We start from the raw sequence: 15956 nt of genomic DNA, 5'->3' as shown, positions 1-15956 counted from the left end.
TTCCAGGTGACGTTCCGTACTCCGGGCGGGGCGAAGACCTCCAACGGACCCGCCCTCTTCGCATCGCCGGTGAGCACGAGCGTCGTCCCACGACCGGTGACGGACGCCGCGCGGACAAGTTCCGTGCCGCGTTCCAGGACCGGACCGGCTGCCGTGTCCTGCCGCCAGAAGCCGGCGGCCTCGGCGTCCGTGCCGATGAGCAGCAGCAGATCGGGGTGGCCGCCGCCCTGGACGAGGACTCGGGTGAGACCGGAGTGGGTGTAGTCCAGCTTCAGGTTGCCGCGCTCGGCGTCCCAGGTCGCGTCCGCCTTGCCGTCCAGCACGGTGACCTCGGGCTCGGCGGAGTAGCGAAGCATCGTCTGCCCGGGGTCGCCTTCGCCGCCGTACAGCACGGCTTGTGTGCGGTCACCGGTCTGCGCGCTGGTCAGCAGCTCGCTGGTGGAGTAGACGAGCCGCCGGCCGCCGCCGAGGTCGTGACCGGCGACGAGGATCTTGCCGGTCTTGCCGTTCAGCCGTGCGGTGACCGGATACGAGCCGTCCGGGGTTCTCCAGTCGAAGGTGGTGGTGGCGTCGGCGGCGGCCATCGGATCGCCGTGCCGGAGGTAGAGGAACTGGGTGTCGGTGTCCGGGTTGGCGCGGGCCTCGATGTGCACGGCGTCGTTGGACGAGGCGGGGGCGTCGGCCGGATCGGTGGCGGTGAGCGGTCCCGTGGTGGTGTAGAAGAGGCCCTGCCGCTTCATCTCGTCGTAGTCGGCGCCGGTCTGGCGGGGCTCGCTGATCGGCGCCCCGTAGTCGTACGAGGTGTAGACCTGGCGCGGGTCGGCGAGCCAGCCCCAGTTGGTGCCGCCGTAGGTCATGTACAGGTTCTCGATGGTCGTGCCCTGCATGACCTCGTGCTTGTTGACGATCTTCTGGTAGGCGGGGCCCATCTTCTCCGGGCACTTCTCGTAGCCGGTGTCGCCCCAGGTCTGGAACCAGCCGGTGCCCGCCTCGAAGATCGCCAGCGGGGCGTCGTCCTGTTGCCGTTCGAGGGTGGGCAGCCACCACTCGCCCTTGCAGAAGGAGTTGTACTGGTCCAGCTCCCCGACGAAGGCCAGGCCCTCGCCGCCCGCGTACTGCGGCATCGGCTCGTTGCCCACCAGGGGCACGGTGATGCCGTCGGCCCGTACCTGCTTGGAGAGTTCGACGATGTAGTCGCGGCCTTCGGGGTCGTACAGCTCGTTCTCGACCTGGTAGAGCAGCACCGGTCCGGTGCCGTCGGTGACCTGGCGGCGGGCCAGGATCCTGTCGATCTCCTTGAGCCACTCGCGGGCGGCGTCCAGGTATTCGGGGTCGGTGGAGCGGGCCCGTCCCTTCTGCGTCATCAGCCAGCCGGGGAAGCCGCCGCCGTCCGTCTCGGCGTTGATGTACGGTCCCGGCCGGGCGATGACATAGAGCCCGGCCTCCTCGGCCATGTCGAGGAGCTTGTCGACGTCACGAATGCCGGTGAAGTCGTAACGGCCCTTCGCGGGGGAGTGGAAGCCCCAGTCGAAGTAGATCGAGACGGTGTTCATGCCACTTGCCTTGATCTTCTGGAGCACGTCGCGCCACAGGCCGGGGCTGGGGAGCCGCCAGTAGTGGAACTCGCCGGACCAGACGAAGAGCCGCTCGCCGTCGACCTTGACGGAGTACTTGTCGTAACTGACCGTGTGCGGCGTGGATTTGGCGGCTGCGGCTGCGGCTGCGGCTGCGGCTGCGGCCTCGGCCGGGGCCGTGGCCGTGGCGTGGGCGGGTACCGCCGTCGTCAGGACTGCGAGCAGTACGGCGGCCAACGCCGCAGCCAGTGCGGTACGCGGTTGTCGAACTCGCGCGAGGTTCACGAAGTCCCTCCCGAGCAGGTCAGCCTGGCGTCGGCCCAGTCGGCGTGGTCCGTGGAGACATCGCCGTCCCCGTCGACCAGCAGGTCGAGCCAGCGGGCGTCGGTCACGTCCACGTCGATGCCGGTGCCACCGTCGGAGCCCCGCACCACCGGGGTCGCTGTGAGGGAGCGGCCGTCGGCGATCACCTGGAAGGAGACGCTGCCGCTGTCACCGACCTCGTCGTCCAGCCCGGCGGTGGCGGTGAAGCGCGTACAGCCGCCGCCGAGATAGACCCGGATCCGGCTGTTGGCGTGCACGCCGAGGCCCTTGTCGTAGCGGGTGCCGCCGATGCTCAGGGGGCGTCCGTCGCCGGCCGCCGACTCCCCGTTGGAGGTGTCCTTCTCCACCGGCCCCCAGCCGTTGACCGCCTTGACCAGGGTCAGGTCGCTGACGTAGGAGTCGGCGGTCAGCCCCGGCGGCGGCACCTGCACGGCCCGTACACCGGTCACGGTGCCCGGACGACCGGGCTGGGTGAGCTTGGCGGTCGCGGACAGGACGGCGTAGTGGATCGGGTCGCCGGGTGGGGTGACGGTGTAGTCGGCGGTCACCGTGTCGCCCGGCCGGACCCGGGCGAAACGGGTGGTGTCGTCGGTGGTCGCGGTCCAGCCGTTCGGGACCTTCAACGCCAGCTCGACGTTCCGCGCGGTTGGCGCGTCCTTCGGCACGCCGAGGGTGACGGGGACCTTGGCGGCGGTGCCGGTGCCCAGGAACGGGTCGGCATCGATCGTGACGTGAGCGCCCGCGGCCGGCATGGCGTAGGTCGTGGCGTCGTACGAGGGAGCGGCCACCGTACCGACCTTGATCCCGCCCGCCGAGGCGCCGAGGTCGACGAGTTGCACCGAACCCGGGCCCGCACCGGCCTCGGTGGACCACACGGCCAGGGCGACGGTGTTGTTGCCCTGCTCCCGCAGGATGCCCTTGGGGATGACGAACCGTGTCTGGGGTCCGGTGTCCGGCAGGTAGCGGCCGATCAGCCAGCCGTTGACGAAGATCTGGGCGCGGTATCCGGTGTTGCCTCCGTCTGCTTCTGCTTCTGCTTCTGTTTCTGCTTCGGCGAGATCGAGTGCGATCGCGTTGTCCTGGCCCTGTGGCAGGTCGAGCCGGGCGGAGGCGCGGTACCAGCGCACTCCGGGCCCGGTCGTTCCGCTCTGCCGAGAGAGCGTGGTGCTCTTCCAGCCGCCGTCGGGGTAGCCCGGCAGCGACCAGCCGGCCCGTTCCCCGTACAGCCCGCCGTTGTTGTACGGGCCCCGGGCGGTGTCGACCGGGTTCTCGCCACCCCGGTTGCCCTGGATCTTCCAGGTGAGGGTGGAGGCGCCGCCGATCACCTCGGCGCCGAGCAGACCGCGCGGCTCCTTGGAGTAGTCGTGGCCCCATTCCTCGTTGTGGCCCGCGTTCTCCACGAGGACGGACAGGACGTTGTCCCCGCCGGACCCGTCGGCCTTCAGCGTGTCCGCCGGGATGTCGAAGGCGTGCGCGCCGTCGCCGGAGCTGCCGAGGTAGCGGCCGTTGAGCCAGACCGCGTACCGGCCTGTCGGGCCGGTGTTGGCGTCCAGTGCGAGCGCGGTCGCTCGGCCGGTCGTCCTGAACCGGCCGCGGTACCAGACGTTGCCGTGGTGATAGCCGTACTCGTCCATCGCCAGCACGGGTAGCGACCCTGCCAGCTCCGGGTTGTGGGCGGTGAGGTGGCCGGCGTCGGTCCAGACGGAGTCGTCGAAGCCCGGGTCGGATTCCGGCGCCTCCTCCTTGTACTTCCATGTCGTCAGCGCGGGCAGCTCGACCGGGCGCGGGGCCTGGGTGACGGCGACCTTGCGGCCGTTCCAGGTCACCTTTCTGGCGTCCGCGATGACCTCGATCTTCGCGGCCTTGGTGGAGTCACCGGTCAATCGCAGGGTGCTGCTCGCAAGTTCGGCTGTACGGACGAGGGACGGGCCGCGTACGAGAACCGGGCCCGCGGCGGTGTCCTGGCGCCACCACTGGGCGGTCTCGACGGTGTCGGCGATCAGCAGCTCCAGGCCGTTCACCAGCACGCGGGCCAGGCCCTTGTGCGGGTAGTTCAGACGCAGGTCGCCGCGTTCGGCGTCCCAGGTGGTGGTGACATCGCCGTCGAGGACGGTGACCTCGGGCCGCTCGGCGTACCGCAGCACGGTCTCGCCGGCCTCGCCCTCACGCCCGTACAGCAGCGCCACGTCCCGGTCGCCGATCCGGGCGTGCGTCATGATCTCCGAGGTGGAGTAGACGAGCCGCTGGCTCTCGCTCAAGTCGTAGCCGGCTACGAGAAGTTTGGCGTCCCGGCCGTCGACGGTGATCGTTCCCTGCTGCGGTACGCGTGGGTAGTCGCCGTCCGGGCCCTTCAGCGACAGGGTGGTCTCGTCCTTGTCCTTCACCCTGGTGTCGGCGTGGCGGACGGTGAAGAACTGGGTACCGTCGTCGGGATTGACGCGCCGGTCGATGCGCAGGGCGTCGTCGGACGGGGCGGGGGCCTCGGCCTTGTCGGTGCGCGCCAGCGAGGTGACGGAGTTGACCATGTATCCGAGTCGCTTGAACTCCTGGTATTTGTCGGTCAGTTGGCGGGACTCGTTGATCGGGGCGCCGTAGTCGTACGACGTGTAGACCGCGTTGGGGTCGGCGAGCCAGCCCCAGTTGGTGCCGCCGTAGGTCATGTAGAAGGACTGGCCGCTCACCCCGGCGGCGATGTTCATCTTGCTGAACACCCGGGTGAAGTCGGTGCCGGTGAGCTTCGCGCAGTCCTGGTATCCGGTGCCGCCCCAGGGGTCGAAGGCGCCGCCCTGTGCCTCCGGGATGATCAGCGGGGACTCGGGCTTCCACTCGTTGACGTACGAATAGTCGGGCAGGTTCTTCCAGGTGTCGGGGTCCTTGCAGTCGAAGCCCTGTGGGTAGGCGTCGAAGCCGTAGATGTCCGGGGCGCCCTTGCCGCTGACCCAGTTCCGGTTGGCGCCGCCGTCGTTGACGAAGGTCGGGACGTCGATGCCGTCCGCACGCGCCCAGTCGATGAGGGTCTGCATGTAGTCGGCGTCCTGCCGGCCGCCCTGGTACTCGTTCTCGACCTGATAGAGAATCACCGACCCTGTGCCACGCGTGAGTTGGTGGCGAGCAATGATCGGGTTGATCCGGCTCATCCACTCCCGGGCCGCCTTCGTGTACTCCGGCTCGGAGGTGCGGTTCACGCCGGCCTGCGTCTTCCGCCACGCGGGCATACCGCCGCCGGAGACCTCCGCGTTGATGTACGGGCCCGGGCGGGCGATCACATACAGGCCCACGCGCTCGGCCTCGTCGAGCAGCCGCTCCACATCGCGGATGCCGGTGAAGTCGTACGAGCCCGGCTTGGGGGAGTGGTAGCCCCAGTCGAAGTAGAGCGAGACCGCGTTGAATCCGCCCGCCTTGATTTTCTGCAGGACGTCGCGCCACGCGTCGGGGCTGGGCAGCCGGAAGTAGTGGAACTCGGCGCCCCAGAGGTACAGGGGCTTGCCGTCGACCTGTACGGAGTACTGGTCGTAGGTGACGGTGTGCGGGGCCTGAGCCTGTTGCCCCGCCTGGGCCTGGTCCGCGATACCAACGCTGGTCAGGGGCATGGCAGTAAGTACTCCGGCGAGCAGCAGAGAACTCCACTTGACTTTCATGACGTCAGCTCCTTCACGACTGCCGCCCGCGCGGTCTCGATGTCGCCCACGTCCTTCGTCCGGCCGTCGAGGTTCCGCGTCGCCGTGGTGAGGGCCCCGGTCAGTGCGCCGCTGTCGGCGCCGCCGTCCTTCTTCCGCAGCTGCGCGATGAGTTCGTAGTCCTCGATGCCCTCCTTCAGCTGCTCCCAGCGGATGCTGGACATCGGGCCGTCCTTGCCCGGGTAGACCAGGTACTCGTCGCCCTGGGTGAAGATGTGCACCGGCTGCTTGAAGGGGTCGCTGGTCCAGCTGTTGTACGACCAGCGCAGGAAACCGTCCAGATGCCGCTGGGCGGAGATCCACGGCAGCATCCGCGACTCGACGGCGGGTGAGAACGACAGCGTGTTGGGGTGGGCCGGCGCGCCGTACACGTAGAAGGTCGTGATCTTGCCGGCCTTGCGCCGCTCCGCCGCCTTCTCCTTCGTCATCGCGTCGATGCCGCCCCAGTCGACGGACAGGTTGGAGGCGACGCCCTCGGTGCTGATCGAACCGGCCACGGAGATACGGTCGTCGAAGGCCGGCGCGACCTCGTGGACGAAGTTCTTGACGACCGTCATGGTGTCGATGGGCCGCTCGTCGAAGGACAGCCAGGTGTCCTCCAGCCAGCCTTTCGCTTGCAGGTGCCTCTCGAAGGCGGGAAGGAACGCTCCCCACGCCTCCCGCCAGCGGTCGCCGCCCAGATCGACGTTCTCGTAGACGGTTCTGCCGGTGGTGGTGTCGGTGTAGGTGAGGTGCTCCTGGTCCTGGAACGCCAGCATGGAGAAGGCGCCGATGCCGGGACCGAGACCGGCGCGTCCGGCGGTCTGGACGTACTTGTCCCAGCGGCCGAAGTCGAAGGAGAACGTCTTTCCGTTCCACTTCCAGCCCACCATGCTGGTGTACGGCGTGGCGGTCTGCGCCTGGCGGGTGCCGAGCGACCACTGGTGGTGCCACGGGTTGTCGACGATGGTGGTGTTGATGACCTTCTGGCCGCGCGAAACCAGGTCGCGGTTGTACTTCTCGATCAGCTTCCAGTGCTGGTCGGACCAGAGCTTGACGCTGTGGTTCTTGGCGATCGTCTCCGGCTGGGCCCACACGTCGAGGAAGAAGTCGTAGTCCTTCGGGTCGGGCACGCTCGCGTCCGCGACCTCGATCGTCAGCGGATAGCTGGCCTGGGTACGGCCGTCGGCGTTGACCTTGACCGTGCCTGTGTAGGTGCCGGGCCTGGCTTTCTCCGGGATGCGGAAGGTGAACCACAGGGGCTGCGCCGCGTACGCGGGCACGTCCACGGAGTCCCGCTCCTCGAGCGCGTCGCCGACCACGTCGGGGTTACGGTCGCCGGACACCTCCTTGGCGGAGCTGACCTGGTCGATGGTGGCGGACCAGTCGACCTCGCTCTTGGAGCGCTGCACGGGCACGTACTTGACGAACCGGACCTGGGTGTCGGCACCGGACAGCTTCGCGCCGCCGGGCCCGGCGAGGTCACCGACCACGGCCTTGACGTCGTCGAGTTGGTGGCCGGAGGCGATCGCCAACTGCGCCGAGACCTGCTCGTTGCGCACGGCGGAGAGCCTCAGCTCCTTGGTGTCCTTGCCCTGGATGGCGGTCATCGGGTAGCGCGGGACCCGCTCCTCCGCGGAGCCGGCGAAGGAGCCGGTGGGAACCCAGGTGAGGGTGTCCCTGGTGCCCATGGCGTCGGCGACCTTGACGGTCAGCCAGGTGGTGGTGGCCTTGGAGTTGAGGTCGGTGCCGGTGGTCGTCGTACCGGTGACGGCGATCGCGGTGGTGCCGGCGGCCACGACCACGCCCGCGACGAAGCCGGCGACAGCTGAGGACGTACGTGCCATGGGGATGGGTTCCCTCTCTCACGGACGTGCGGGGAGTGGTCCCCGGCAGGCCCCCACGGGGTGGGAGGCATGCCGGGGAACGGGGGTGTTGCCAGTGGCGCCGGCCGGGAATCAGTGGCGCCTGTGGTGTCAGGAGGTGACGGAGAATCCGCTGAAGACGGCTTCGATGTTCTCGCCGGGATAGTTGACGTTGGCCGCGCTGGCGACCATCCCGGCGTCGCCGGTGCCGCTGGCCGACGGCACCTGGGCGGTGCCGACCTGCGACCAGGTCTCGCCGTCCTTACTGGCGTACGCGGTGTAGGTGGCGCCGTCCCGGGTCAGCCTGAGATACGCGGGGTGGTAGGTGGAGCCACCCCCGGCCCAGGTGTCGAGCTTCCCGTCCCCGTCGCTGTCGGTCATGAACTCCAGGCCGTACTGATCGGTCATGACCAGCACCGCGTAACCACCCTTTTCCGGCGCGGTCAGGTCGTTGGCGAAAGCGACGCCGGCCTTGCCGACCGGTGAGACGCTGTCCTGGGAGACCAACCGGGCCTGCACGGTGGCCTTCTCACCGGCCGCGTCGTCGCGGTAGATGACGCCCTTCTCGTCCTTCCAGCCGGACAGGTCCTGGCCGCCCGCCCAGATGGCGAACTGATCGCCGCCCTGGGCGTATTGCGCGCTCCCGGAGGTCGTGTCGGCCGTCAGGTACGGCTCCTGCACGCTGCCCGGGGCGGCCTTCACCTGCGCCTGCACGGTGTCGGACACCTTCTGCGAGCCGCTGTGTCCTGTGTAGGCGGCGGTGCCGGTGAGGTCGTGGCCACCCCATCGGGCGTCGTCGACCGGGGTCACCATCCAGGTGGTGGTGAGTGTGGCTCCGTTCTTGAGGGACTTGGCGGTGGTCGGGCCGGTCGCCTTGGCCGTCCATCCCTCGGGCAGGTCCAGTGCCGCCTTGGCGTTCTTGAGGGTCCGGGTGCCCCAGTTGGTCACCTCGGTGGTCACCTCGAACGGCGTACCGGAGTCGGTGGACGGGGCCTCCGGGGTGATCAGGACGGAGGCGGCCGGAGCGTCGTCGCGCTTGAGCGCCTTGACGGCCTTGGCGGCGCCCTTGGCCTTGAGGTCGACGAAGGCCGGGGTGACGCCGAGCGGCGCCGCGTACCCCTTGAGGGTCTTGGGGCCGCGGATCACGGTGCCCTGGTTCACGTCGTACCACGTGCCCGGGGGCAGATGGACGGAGCGGGTGGCGCCGGTGCTCAGCTTGGGCGCGGCCAGCACGGCCGGGCCGAGCATCCACTCGTCGGTGACCGTGTAACTCGCTTCGTCCTTCGGGAAGTCGAAGAACAGCGGCCGCATGATCGGATCGCCGGTCTTCAGGGTGCTCTGCACCTGGTCCCAGATGTAGGGGGCGAGCTTCTCGTGGGTCTCGATCGCCTCCCGGTAGAGGTCGACCGTCTCCTGGTCGTAGTCGACCTTCTGCCCGGTGGTGGTGTCGTTGGTGTCCACCGGGGAGGTCGAGGCGTACATCAGCGGCATCAGGGAGGCGGATTGCGCCCACCGCACCAGCACGTCCTTCGATGGTGCCGGCTGGCCGCCGGAGCCGCCGATCATGTCGGACTCGACGAACGGGTAGCCGATGGTGGAGATGGCGAGGTTCTGGGTGGCGGAGGCGCGCAGGGAGTCCCAGCCGGTGCCCTTGTCGACCTGGCGGGTGACGAAGCCCGCCTCGTGGGCCGTCTGGTTCCAGTGCACCCGGATGCCCGCGCCCTGGAGGTCGAACTCATCGGCGAGCTGCGTGCCGAGCTTCTGGTAGTCCGTGGCCTGGTGACCCTCGCGCGGCGCGCACTTCTCGTCGAAGAAGCGGGTGTCGAACTTCAGCCCGTCGATGTCGTACGTGTCCATCAGGGTCTTGAGGTTGCCCTCGTACCAGGCCTTGGCGTCGGGGTTGGCCAGGTCGATGATCCCGGCCTGGCCGTTCCACCAGGTCACCTCGCACGGCTTGCTGGTGTCCTTGGCGTCCTTGAGCAGATAGCCGTGGTCGACCGCGTACTGGTAGTTGTCGGAGTCCAGGTTGATCCACAGGGTGACCCAGATGCCGAAGTCGAAGCCCAAGTCGTGGATCTTCTTTGAGAGGCCCTTGGGATCGGGGAAGGTCTGGGGATCCCAGGTCAGATTGCCGTAGTTCGACTCCCACTTGTCGTCGAGCTGGATGGTGTGCCCGTCCAGACCGTTGTCGTGGAGGTCGGTGGCGTAGTCGAGCAGTTTCTTCTGGTCGACCTTGGTGTAGAACTGCGCCCAGGAATTCCACAGCGGCTTGGCGTACTGCTCGTACGGGGCATCGGACTTGGCCGGCTTGCCGACGATGCCGATGTAGTCGCGGTAGACGTCCAGCGGGGTCGACTCGACGAACACGGTGGCCTTGTAGGTGTCGGGCGACTCGACGGTGAAGGTGCCGAGTCCGTCCTTGCCCTTGTTGAGTGCCACGTCCATGACGTCCCCGGTGTCGACGCGCAGACCGGTCGACCTGGAGGTGTACCAGAACGGGTCGATCATGTTGTACGACGCCGGGCCGAAGGTTTCGTGGTCGACCTCGCCGGCGTCGAGCGGCCAGGGCTGGTTGACGCCGGGACCGCCCTGCGGGGTCTCCGCCTCGCCGTGGCCGTACCAGTGGCCCGCCGATGACAGGTCGTAGGCGAGGCCCAGCTGCTTCGGTGCGCCGCCGTGGACGTCCCAGTCGAGCTGGTAGCGGTCGGCGCCCGGGGTGATCCGGGCCTCCACCGTGGCGCCGTCGAGGGTGCTGTCGGCGGTGACGGTCAGGACGCCGTCCTTCCACGTCCAGTCGGTGACGCCGGTCGCGTGCTGCCATGTGCCGTCGGCCGCGGTGAAGCGCAGGGCGCCGGTGTCGCCGGAGGCGGTGGCGAGCACGGTCTCGCTGGCGCGGCGTGTGGTCAGGGCGAGTTCGTCGGTGGCCACGTCGAGGGTGTAGCCGGGGGCGCCGAAGGTGGCCGGCACGGAGACCGTGACGGCTTGCGCGGTGCGGGCCACCTTCGGCCCGCCGGTGGCGGTGGTGGGACGGGCGGCGGCCATTGCCGCGGCAGAGCCGGTGACGGGCGCCATCAGCATGGCGCCGGTCAGGGCGGCAGCGAGTAACAGGCCGCCGGGACTGCTCAGTCGGGCGTGCACTCGTGTCCTCCTGTCGGACAGGACGGTGACGGTGACTCAGGAGCTGCGATGCGGGGTGCCGCTGGCATGCGGGCTGCTTGATTCTGCGTGCAGATGCAAGATTCAAGCGATTTCGCTCATGTTCTTGCGGTAGCCGCCACCTGTCAACAGGCGGGACACTCGGCCTCTTGAGGGGCAGGGGGGTTCTCGTGGAGCAGCTCTTGTACCTGGTGGCGGTCGGTCCCGGGTCCCGCTGACAGGCCTCGACGGGCCCGGAAACCGTTCGTAACGGACGGGTAAATTTCCTCAGGCCAGGATCACGGAACGGGTCAGATGGCGCGGATTGTCCGGGTCGAGGCCGCGTGCCGAGGCGAGGGTGGCGGCCAGCCGTTGCACCACGACGAGGTCGGACAAAGGGTCCCGGCCGAGTGCCACCAACTGCCCACCGGTGCGGGCGATCTCGTCGGCGAGACCGGACGGCAGGGCTGCCGGGTCTCCGAACCACCACGCCACACGGCCGGGTCCGGTGACGCTGATCGGGCCGTGCCGGTACTCCATCACCGGATAGGCCTCCGCCCAGGCGCCCGCCGCCTCGCGCATCTTCAGCGCCGCCTCCTGGGCGATCCCGTATCCCCAGCCCTGCCCCAGGAAGGTGAACTGCTCGGCCTCGAGCACCCCGGCCGGCAGCGGTTCGTCCAGCGCCGAGTGCCCCTGCTGCGGGAGACGACCGAGGTCCTCGCCCAAATGCGCCCGGAGAAGCACCAGTTCCGTGCTGGCGAACCGGGTCTGGACGACCGAAATCTCGTCGGCGAAGTCGAGCAGGACGACGGCGTCCGCCAGCCCCGTCACCGGTGACCGGGGTGCCGCGGTCACCGCTGTCGTGGGGGTGCGCCCACGCAGTCGGCGGAGCAGCTCCAACACCTCGGTCGTGGTGCCGGACCGGGTCAGCGCGACCACCCCGTCGTAGGTACGCCCGACCGGCATCTCGGAGGCGGGGAAGGCGTCGGTCTCGCCGTGGCCGCCCGACTCCCGCAGCGCCGCGTACGCCTGGGCGATGAACCAGGACGTGCCGCAGCCGACGACGGCCACCCGTTCGCCGGGCCGGGGCAGCGAGGCGGAGACGGGGCCGTCGGGCTGCCGGGCCAGTGCCAGCGCCTGCCGCCAGAGGTCGGGTTGGGTGGCGATCTCGATCTCGGTCCGACTCATCGGGAGTCTCCCCTCTCGGGCGCACGGCGTGACCGATACGTGATGCGGCGGCCCTTGACGCCGTGCGCGTTTCATTGAGCATCATGTCGTTCGATGATTGATAGCACTATGAATCGAGCATAAACAAGCAAGCGAGCGCGCAATCAAGCGAGCACGCGCTTGACGAAGCACGCCATGCGTGCGGAGAGGTACTCCGTGAAACGGCACCTGGTCGCTCACCGACCCGCGCGTCGCGGACGCGCTGCTGTTCTCGCTGTACGTCGCCGGGGCGGCGACGCTGCTCGCCCTGGCCGTCGGGCTGCCCGCCGCGTACTACACCGCCCGGCACCGCTTCCGCGGGCGCGGCGCCTTCCTGTTGCTCGTACTCGTCACGCAGATGTTCGCGCCGACCGCGCTGCTGGTCGGCATCTACCGGGAGATGGTCACCCTCGACCTGACCGACACCGCCGAGGGACTCATCCTGGTGAACGCGGCGTTCAACCTGCCGTTCTGCGTGTGGATCCGCAACGCGTACTTCGCCGGCATCCCCCGGGAGCTGGAGGAGGCGGCCTGGCTCGACGGCACCGGCCGGTTCGGCGCCCTCACCCGTGTCGTACTTCCGCTCGCGATGCCCGGTGTGGTGACCGCGCTCGTCTACACCTTCATCAGTGCGTGGAACGAGTACGTCGTGGCGCTCACCATCACCTCGTCCGGCAACCGGATGACCCTGACCAGGGCGATTCCCGGCTTCGTCACCTCATACCACGAGCAGTGGCAGTACCTGTTCGCCACTTCGCTCGTCGCGATCGTGCCCGTGGTGGTGCTGTTCGTCTTCGTGGAGCGTCACCTGGTCTCCGGCCTGACCGCGGGCGGCGTCCGGGGATGAGGCCGGGATGCGCGACGCGGCCGGGGCCGGTACGGGAGCGGCCTGCGGTGTCAGGCGCGGATGACCTCCACGCCGGCTGCCGTGAACGACTTGGTCAGCTCGTCCGAGGCGGCCTTGTCGGTCACCAGGACGTCGATGTCCTCCACCGGGCAGATGCGGGCGAAGGCCCGCCGGTCCAGCTTGGTGGAGTCGGCGACAGCGACGACCTGCTGCGCGCGGCGGGCCAGCGCCCGGTTGATGCTGGCCTCACCCTCGTGGTGGGCGGTCGCCCCGTTGGCCACGTCGATGGCATCGACCCCTATGAAGACCTGGTCCAGTGCGATCTCCGCGAGCAGTTCGGTGGCCAGCGGCCCGATCAGCTCATAGGACGCCGGCCGGGCCACTCCACCGGTCACCACGAGCTTGACGTGGCGCCGCACGACCAGCTCGTTGGCGATGTTCAGCGCGTTGGTCACCACGGTGACCGCCGTCTCCGCGCCACCGGAACCCAGGTCGGCGCGGGTGGCCAGGGCTCGCGCCACCTCGGTGGTCGTGGTGCCACCGTTCAGCCCCACCACGGCGCCGGCCTTCACCAGTCCTGCGGCAGCGTGCGCGATCCGCTCCTTCTCCGGAGCATTGCGCGCGGCCTTGTAGCGCAGTGGCAGGTCGTAGGCGATCGCGTTGAGCGCGGCTCCGCCGTGCGTGCGGGTGACCATCTGCTGGCGGGCCAGCTCGTCGAGGTCGCGCCTGATCGTCGCGGCGGAGACCCCCAACTCCTCGGCAGCCGCCTCGACTTCGATCCGCCCGTCGCGCGTCAGCATCTCCAGCAGTGCGCTCCACCGGGCCTGTGGTGCCGCCATGTCTCACAACTCTCTGTCGATGGTGTGCGCCACAAGGTGCGCATCTCCATGAAACCACAACGCTTGATTGGGTGTTTTATGGTCGCGAAACGAGCAAAACCCTGCACTGCCCGCAAGTCCTTGCCGCTGTCCCGGCTCTCGTACGCCGCGATCGGAGGCCGTCCATGCCGCTGACACCCACCGCCGACGTGGTGAGCTCCGGACAGCGCGACGGACGGGCCGTCGGCGCGTTCAACGTGATCACCCTGGAGCACGCCGAGGCCGTGGTCACCGGGGCGGAAGCCGCGGGCTGCCCGGTCATCTGCCAGATCAGCGAGAACGTCGTGCGGTTCCACGGCGGCCGGCTCGCCCCGATAGCGCGCGCCACCGCCGCGCTCGCCGAGGCGGCCGCCGTCCCCGTGGCCCTGCACCTCGACCACGTCACCGACGAAGCGCTGCTGCGCCGCGCCGCGGACTACGGCTTCGGATCCGTCATGTTCGACGCGTCCGCGCTGCCGCACGCCGAGAACGTCGCCGCCACGCGCGCCGCGGCGCGGTGGGCGCACACCCAGGGGCTGTGGGTGGAGGCGGAACTCGGCGAGATCGGCGGCAAGGACGGAGTGCACGCACCCTCGGCACGTACGGACCCCGATCAGGCGCGCGACTTCGTGTCCGCCACCGGTGTCGACGCACTGGCCGTCGCGGTCGGCAGCTCCCACGCGATGACCACGCGCACCGCCCGGCTGGACCACGGCCTCATCGCCCGCCTCGCCAAGGCGGTCCCGGTGCCGCTGGTCCTGCACGGCTCGACGGGCGTGCCCGACCTTGAGCTCCGGCAGGCGGTGGCGGCCGGCATGCTCAAGGTCAACATCGGCACGGCACTGAATGCCGCTTTTACCGGCGCGGTGCGCGACGCACTCGCCGCGGCGCCCACAGCCGTCGACCCCCGGCCGGCCCTCACCGCGGCGCGCCGAGCGATGGCCGATGCCGTGACCTCGGCCCTGCGGACCCTGTCGGGCGGTGGGTAGTGGAGGGGAGTACCGGTTGGATCATGATGCGCCGCCGACTCGCTCGCGACTACGGGACCCTTGCCGCCGGCTCCGAAGCCATGATCCACGTCGTGTCGATCGACAACCTCGCCAAGCGTCTGCGTAAGCCGAACACCCAACAGTTGAAGACCTCCGCGATGCTCGGCACCCCCGGATCCGTCTGACCGAGGAAACAGGCACGGGCCCACACTGCTGGCGATGGGTCCCGCCGCAGTGGTTGCTCAGTGGTCGGAATAGCTGAAGTCGCCCATGGTCCAGGCGCTGACGTCCTCGATCGCAACACGGTACATCCCGCCCGTCTCCGGGATGCCCACCGTGCCCTGCAGGATACGGGCGACATGGAAGTGCAGATGCGTAGGCGGCCCGTTCTTCGCGGGGGCGTCGAAGACGGCGGAGAACTCGCCCAAGCGGTCCGAATCCATAAGCACATCCGACACCCTCTGCCTCCACACTGCTTCGGGAGCCAGCCGACCGGTGATGACAGCACCACCGGTGACCACGGTCAGGGACATCTGATTGCTCTGCACGGACTCCACCAGGGCGGCGACGTCAACCAGCAGCTCGTCAGGCTTCGACATGAGGCAGATTATATTCACTGGCCCTCTCGCTGGTTCAGCGGTGGCGCTATCGGCAAGGCGGGCGCTCATGGTCTTGCCCCGGAGGCCCGCAGGGACCCGCGGTGGCGCGGGCGAGGCGGGTGACCATGAGCCGGCCGAAGCCCCCGGTGCCGCCGTTCAGGTCAGGGGTGCGCATGCGCGGCGCTTGACGCGGCAGCAGGAGCGCCAGTCTGCGGATTGCGGCACCGGCACCGGCGTGCCTGGCTTCCACGAACTGCTGCTCGGTCGTCGGGCCGGGATCGTCAAGGCGGGCGCGGGCCCTCGTGCTGCGCCCGTCATCGGCCGGCCAGTCGGGGCGTTACGGCCGGACACGTGAGGTGCCCAGCGGTGGCTGGTACCAGTCGACGGTAGCCGCGTCGCAGTCGGCGGCGTCACGGGAAGCCCGACGGGCTGCGCGGCCTGGGTCACTCCGCGCGCCAGACCTGAGCTTCGGGGCTGCTCTGCCCGGCCATGGGCCAGCTGCGGCGGTTACCTCACTCTCAAGCGCACGGAAATCTATACCGACGGGAGTAGACATTGGATGGCGGCATGGTTATGGTTTCTCTCGTAGCCCAGAGAGACAGCAGGGCCTGGCAGACACGAACTGCCGGGCGGCAGTACGCAGTTGCAGTTCGCAGGACGGTGCGGTGGTGGAGTTCCGAAGCCAGGGTTGTCGCAGGACGGCGACGGGGCTGACGACCGGACCGGGTGGCCCGCAGTGATCAGGGGCCGCCATGCGCAGGACCGCGGTTGACGCGGTGGCAGTACCCGTAGGTGCGGTTCGCAGTACCCAGCAGTGAAGTCAGTGGGCAGTACCTCGGTGAAGGCGTCGGCTGCGGGCGCGCGCACCGGGAGGTTCGGCAGTGGGGTTCCAAGCCAGAGCAGA

7 protein-coding genes and 3 pseudogenes are annotated in these 15956 nt (G+C 69.1%); 3 read left to right on the top strand and 7 right to left on the bottom strand.

Annotated elements, in window-relative coordinates:
* Nucleotides 1-44: 44 nt before the first annotated feature.
* From ACFU53_RS10690 to ACFU53_RS10670, 5 genes and pseudogenes are all read right to left on the bottom strand, one after another.
* Nucleotides 45-1859, bottom strand: a pseudogene (locus ACFU53_RS10690) (beta-galactosidase); the annotation flags it as partial.
* Nucleotides 1856-5536 (bottom strand): beta-galactosidase, encoded by a 3681-nt coding sequence (locus ACFU53_RS10685; RefSeq protein WP_383988857.1) that lies wholly within the window; start codon nt 5534-5536, stop codon nt 1856-1858. The pseudogene ACFU53_RS10690 and the gene ACFU53_RS10685, both read right to left, overlap by 4 nt.
* The gene (locus ACFU53_RS10680; protein ID WP_383988854.1) at nt 5533-7401 is read right to left on the bottom strand and encodes a glycoside hydrolase domain-containing protein; all 1869 of its coding nucleotides are present in this window, start codon (nt 7399-7401) and stop codon (nt 5533-5535) included. Before ACFU53_RS10680 ends, ACFU53_RS10685 begins: the two co-directional genes overlap by 4 nt.
* A gap of 129 nt (nt 7402-7530) precedes the next feature.
* Complete coding sequence (locus tag ACFU53_RS10675; protein WP_383988978.1) at nt 7531-10497, bottom strand: TIM-barrel domain-containing protein; 2967 nt, start codon at nt 10495-10497, stop codon at nt 7531-7533.
* A gap of 345 nt (nt 10498-10842) precedes the next feature.
* Nucleotides 10843-11742, bottom strand: a complete 900-nt coding sequence (locus tag ACFU53_RS10670; RefSeq protein ID WP_383988851.1) for an SIS domain-containing protein — start codon at nt 11740-11742, stop codon at nt 10843-10845.
* Between the two features lie 229 nt (nt 11743-11971).
* Here ACFU53_RS10670 and ACFU53_RS10665 point away from each other — a divergent pair.
* A pseudogene (locus ACFU53_RS10665) lies at nt 11972-12607 on the top strand (carbohydrate ABC transporter permease); the annotation flags it as partial.
* 50 nt (nt 12608-12657) lie between these two features.
* On the opposite strand, the gene ACFU53_RS10660 reads toward ACFU53_RS10665, so the two are convergent.
* Entirely contained in the window at nt 12658-13446 is a 789-nt protein-coding gene (locus tag ACFU53_RS10660; RefSeq protein ID WP_383988848.1) for a DeoR/GlpR family DNA-binding transcription regulator, read from the bottom strand.
* A 164-nt stretch (nt 13447-13610) separates the two neighbouring features.
* Here ACFU53_RS10660 and ACFU53_RS10655 point away from each other — a divergent pair, with 164 nt between their 5' ends.
* Nucleotides 13611-14453, top strand: coding sequence for a ketose-bisphosphate aldolase (locus ACFU53_RS10655; protein WP_383988845.1), 843 nt, complete (start codon nt 13611-13613; stop codon nt 14451-14453).
* Nucleotides 14444-14638: pseudogene (locus tag ACFU53_RS10650) on the top strand (IS5/IS1182 family transposase); the annotation flags it as partial. The gene ACFU53_RS10655 and the pseudogene ACFU53_RS10650, both read left to right, overlap by 10 nt.
* Nucleotides 14639-14695: 57 nt before the next feature.
* Here the strand turns inward: ACFU53_RS10650 and ACFU53_RS10645 are convergent.
* On the bottom strand, nt 14696-15052 hold the full coding sequence (locus tag ACFU53_RS10645) for a hypothetical protein (protein ID WP_383988842.1): 357 nt from the start codon (nt 15050-15052) through the stop codon (nt 14696-14698).
* Nucleotides 15053-15956 lie beyond the last annotated feature (904 nt).

The organism is Streptomyces sp. NPDC057474 (assembly GCF_042802555.1).
GTDB lineage: Bacteria > Actinomycetota > Actinomycetes > Streptomycetales > Streptomycetaceae > Streptomyces.
Note: the sequence above shows the minus strand (reverse complement) of the source record. Positions and strands in the feature narration are given on the sequence as shown.

Bases quoted from the DNA above. Each gene is read 5' to 3' on its own strand.
- ACFU53_RS10670 (WP_383988851.1), bottom strand. From the start codon at position 11,742: ATGAGTCGGACCGAGATCGAGATCGCCACCCAACCCGACCTCTGGCGG.
- ACFU53_RS10685 (WP_383988857.1), bottom strand. From the start codon at position 5,536: ATGAAAGTCAAGTGGAGTTCTCTGCTGCTCGCCGGAGTACTTACTGCC.
- ACFU53_RS10660 (WP_383988848.1), bottom strand. From the start codon at position 13,446: ATGGCGGCACCACAGGCCCGGTGGAGCGCACTGCTGGAGATGCTGACG.
- ACFU53_RS10645 (WP_383988842.1), bottom strand. From the start codon at position 15,052: ATGTCGAAGCCTGACGAGCTGCTGGTTGACGTCGCCGCCCTGGTGGAG.
- ACFU53_RS10680 (WP_383988854.1), bottom strand. From the start codon at position 7,401: ATGGCACGTACGTCCTCAGCTGTCGCCGGCTTCGTCGCGGGCGTGGTC.
- ACFU53_RS10655 (WP_383988845.1), top strand. From the start codon at position 13,611: ATGCCGCTGACACCCACCGCCGACGTGGTGAGCTCCGGACAGCGCGAC.
- ACFU53_RS10675 (WP_383988978.1), bottom strand. From the start codon at position 10,497: ATGCTGATGGCGCCCGTCACCGGCTCTGCCGCGGCAATGGCCGCCGCC.